This is a genomic window from Catenovulum agarivorans DS-2 (assembly GCF_000568405.1).
Classification (GTDB): domain Bacteria; phylum Pseudomonadota; class Gammaproteobacteria; order Enterobacterales; family Alteromonadaceae; genus Catenovulum; species Catenovulum agarivorans_A.
This window is the reverse complement of record NZ_ARZY01000079.1, coordinates 1-2,317: the sequence shown is the minus strand read 5'-3', so window position 1 is coordinate 2,317 and position 2,317 is coordinate 1. Positions and strand designations below refer to the sequence as shown.

The window sequence follows — 2,317 nt, the reverse complement described above, 5'->3', positions numbered from 1 at the left end:
AAACTGAGCGCCGCCTTGTATGGTGGCTAAAGTCCCTGTCAAAAGCTCTCTGTGACGCTCTGTAAGCTCTCTAATAGAATCAGTTGAATAATGATTAATAAGATCAGAATTATTCATTTGAATTTCCTTATAAATATAATTACACGGCTAATTTGATTAACTGGCTTTTTGGTCTTTGGTACCAAGCCGGTACTAACAAGGGGGTTGGCTTTATTTCACGTATATTTGAAACCACAACGGGGCTAAATTTACTATGGTCACACACGTTTTTAATATCAATACCGATTTTCCTGAGTCGTGCTCTGTGTGTTTTAACCTGGCTTTTTGAGAAATCAAATTTTTTTCCATTCATCCATTCGTAAACATAATATGCAGTTGTCGTAGCGGCTTTTGTATTGGTTACTATATCTTCGCTTATTAATTGCTCTGAAATTGTTTGAATATCCATAGAGTTAACCTGTAATCGTTTATCTAAATTTAAAAAATCGTCATGTAATTTACGTATCAATGCTTCTTCAAATAGTCCCCAAGAGCGTGCGCCCATTCTTCGTAATTGCTCAGATCTAACTTTTTGTTCCAATCTAACAACACCTTGCTCTCGGCAATAATTAATAATTCCTACCAAATATTTGTATTGTTCAGAATCCTCCCCATATTTTTTCTTAACCTTGCTTAAACTGTGTAACTCCAATTCGTTCGCTTTATCGTAAGCACACGGATAGATCAGTCGATTGTTTCCTTTAGGTGATTGCCAATCTGCTGTCATTCCATTCGCATAGAGGTTTCCTATCATATTTCTATAACGAAGCGTAGAAAGACCCTTGATGTAATCCATAGTGTTGTTCTTTCCAACACTCAAATTTGTAGTTAAATCCAGTCGTGTTATTTGTGCCCCATCTGATACCTGCTCTGCTCTTCCCGAATCTGGTGTTTGCCGATAATAAATTCGAGTAGCCTTTGTGAATGGCGGCAAGCCTATTTGTGCGAGTATCGAGTTGTATACAGCAAAGCATTCATCAAGAGACGCATAACCAAATAAGTTATCAATACGATTAAAACGACTTGGGTTGCCTGTCATAAATATTTTGTGTTCACTAACTTGAATTTGAATACTCGTACTGTGAGAACCTTCGTAATTAATTCTCTCTTGTTGCTGCTTTTAGTACTTGGCCAGTTTCAGTGCAAACGACATTAAATATCTTGCTCGATACTACTGGTAACCTTTCCTTATATGTTTGATGTGCTTCCAGCCAATCTAAAAACATTCTTATTTTAAACCCTGTCAATTCCCCTACAGGGTGAATTTAATTCACCCTGTAGGGTATAGTCAATCTTTAGGGTATAATTTTATGGTTATAATTAACCTTTAAGGGTGAATTTATGGTGAAAAATATGTCTCTAGGGGATAATTTAAAGAACCTTAGAAAGGAATTGAACTACACGCAAACTGAGTTATCTGAATATACGGGTATAAAAGTTGGGCATATATCAAAATTGGAGAACAATGATTCCGATCCAAAGCTCTCTACAATATATAAGTTAATGAATGTCTTGCAGTGCTCGGCCGATGAACTTTTAATGGATGAAACATATAGCCCTTTGACTGGAGTTCTTAAGAGCTGCTTCAAGAGAATTGACAGTCTCGAACCTTACGACAAAAAAATATTAATCCACTTAATAAACACATATTGTGATGCACAACTCTATAAAAAAGCCAGTAACCAAGCTCAAGCTGAACTTTACGATACAGACATTGAAAGTATTAATGAGCAGTACAAATGGAACGAGCTTCGAAGCAGAGATAAGATTGATAAAATGGTTGAGCATGAAGAAAAGTCAAACACATAAAAAGTACGGGAAACCATACCAAAGTGCAGGTGTCACTAACACCTGCACTTCTATTTTGCCTGTCTGGGAGATAAGTGTGTCATGATAATAATAGAATCAGCCCATCATATAGTTGAATCAAAACTTAACAAAAAACCGTCCCTAGTTTGTAAAGGTATATGTAAATCTGTTCATTGGCATGATACGGATGCAAACCAACCACAGGTTCTCGTGCTACCTAAGTGTGAAATTTGTGGCGGCAACCTAAAATTGGCAACAGAAAACATTGATTACAAAGTACTTGAATTGGCAATTACAAACGAAGAGTTCGGTTTCAATAAAATATCGCGTATAAAGCCTGAGTTTATCAAATTTGCTGAGAAAACTTGGTTAAAATAAAGTAGGTTTATTCTTCGGCTGCGTTCCAGTCGGTACTCGCCTCATAACTAAACCTACTTATTCACCCACAGCGTTATTAACAGTTTCTGTG

The 2,317-nt window shown here is 36.6% G+C and carries 3 protein-coding genes; 2 read left to right on the top strand and 1 reads right to left on the bottom strand.

Translation table 11 applies throughout. The features are described from left to right. Positions 1-139: 139 nt before the first annotated feature. Positions 140-1,141 carry a phage/plasmid replication domain-containing protein gene (locus tag DS2_RS19210; protein WP_268745647.1) on the bottom strand — a complete coding sequence of 334 codons (1,002 nt, stop codon included), beginning with the start codon at positions 1,139-1,141 and terminating at the stop codon, positions 140-142. 239 nt (positions 1,142-1,380) lie between these two features. Between DS2_RS19210 and DS2_RS20120 the strand changes: the two genes are divergently transcribed. Together DS2_RS20120 and DS2_RS19200 are read left to right on the top strand one after the other, a co-directional pair. Further along, on the top strand, positions 1,381-1,848 hold the full coding sequence (locus DS2_RS20120) for a helix-turn-helix domain-containing protein (RefSeq protein WP_051480035.1): 468 nt from the start codon (positions 1,381-1,383) through the stop codon (positions 1,846-1,848). An 81-nt stretch (positions 1,849-1,929) separates the two neighbouring features. Continuing rightward, a complete protein-coding gene (locus DS2_RS19200) occupies positions 1,930-2,226 on the top strand; it encodes a hypothetical protein (RefSeq protein WP_035016705.1) in 297 nt (98 codons plus the stop codon). Positions 2,227-2,317: the final 91 nt, after the last annotated feature.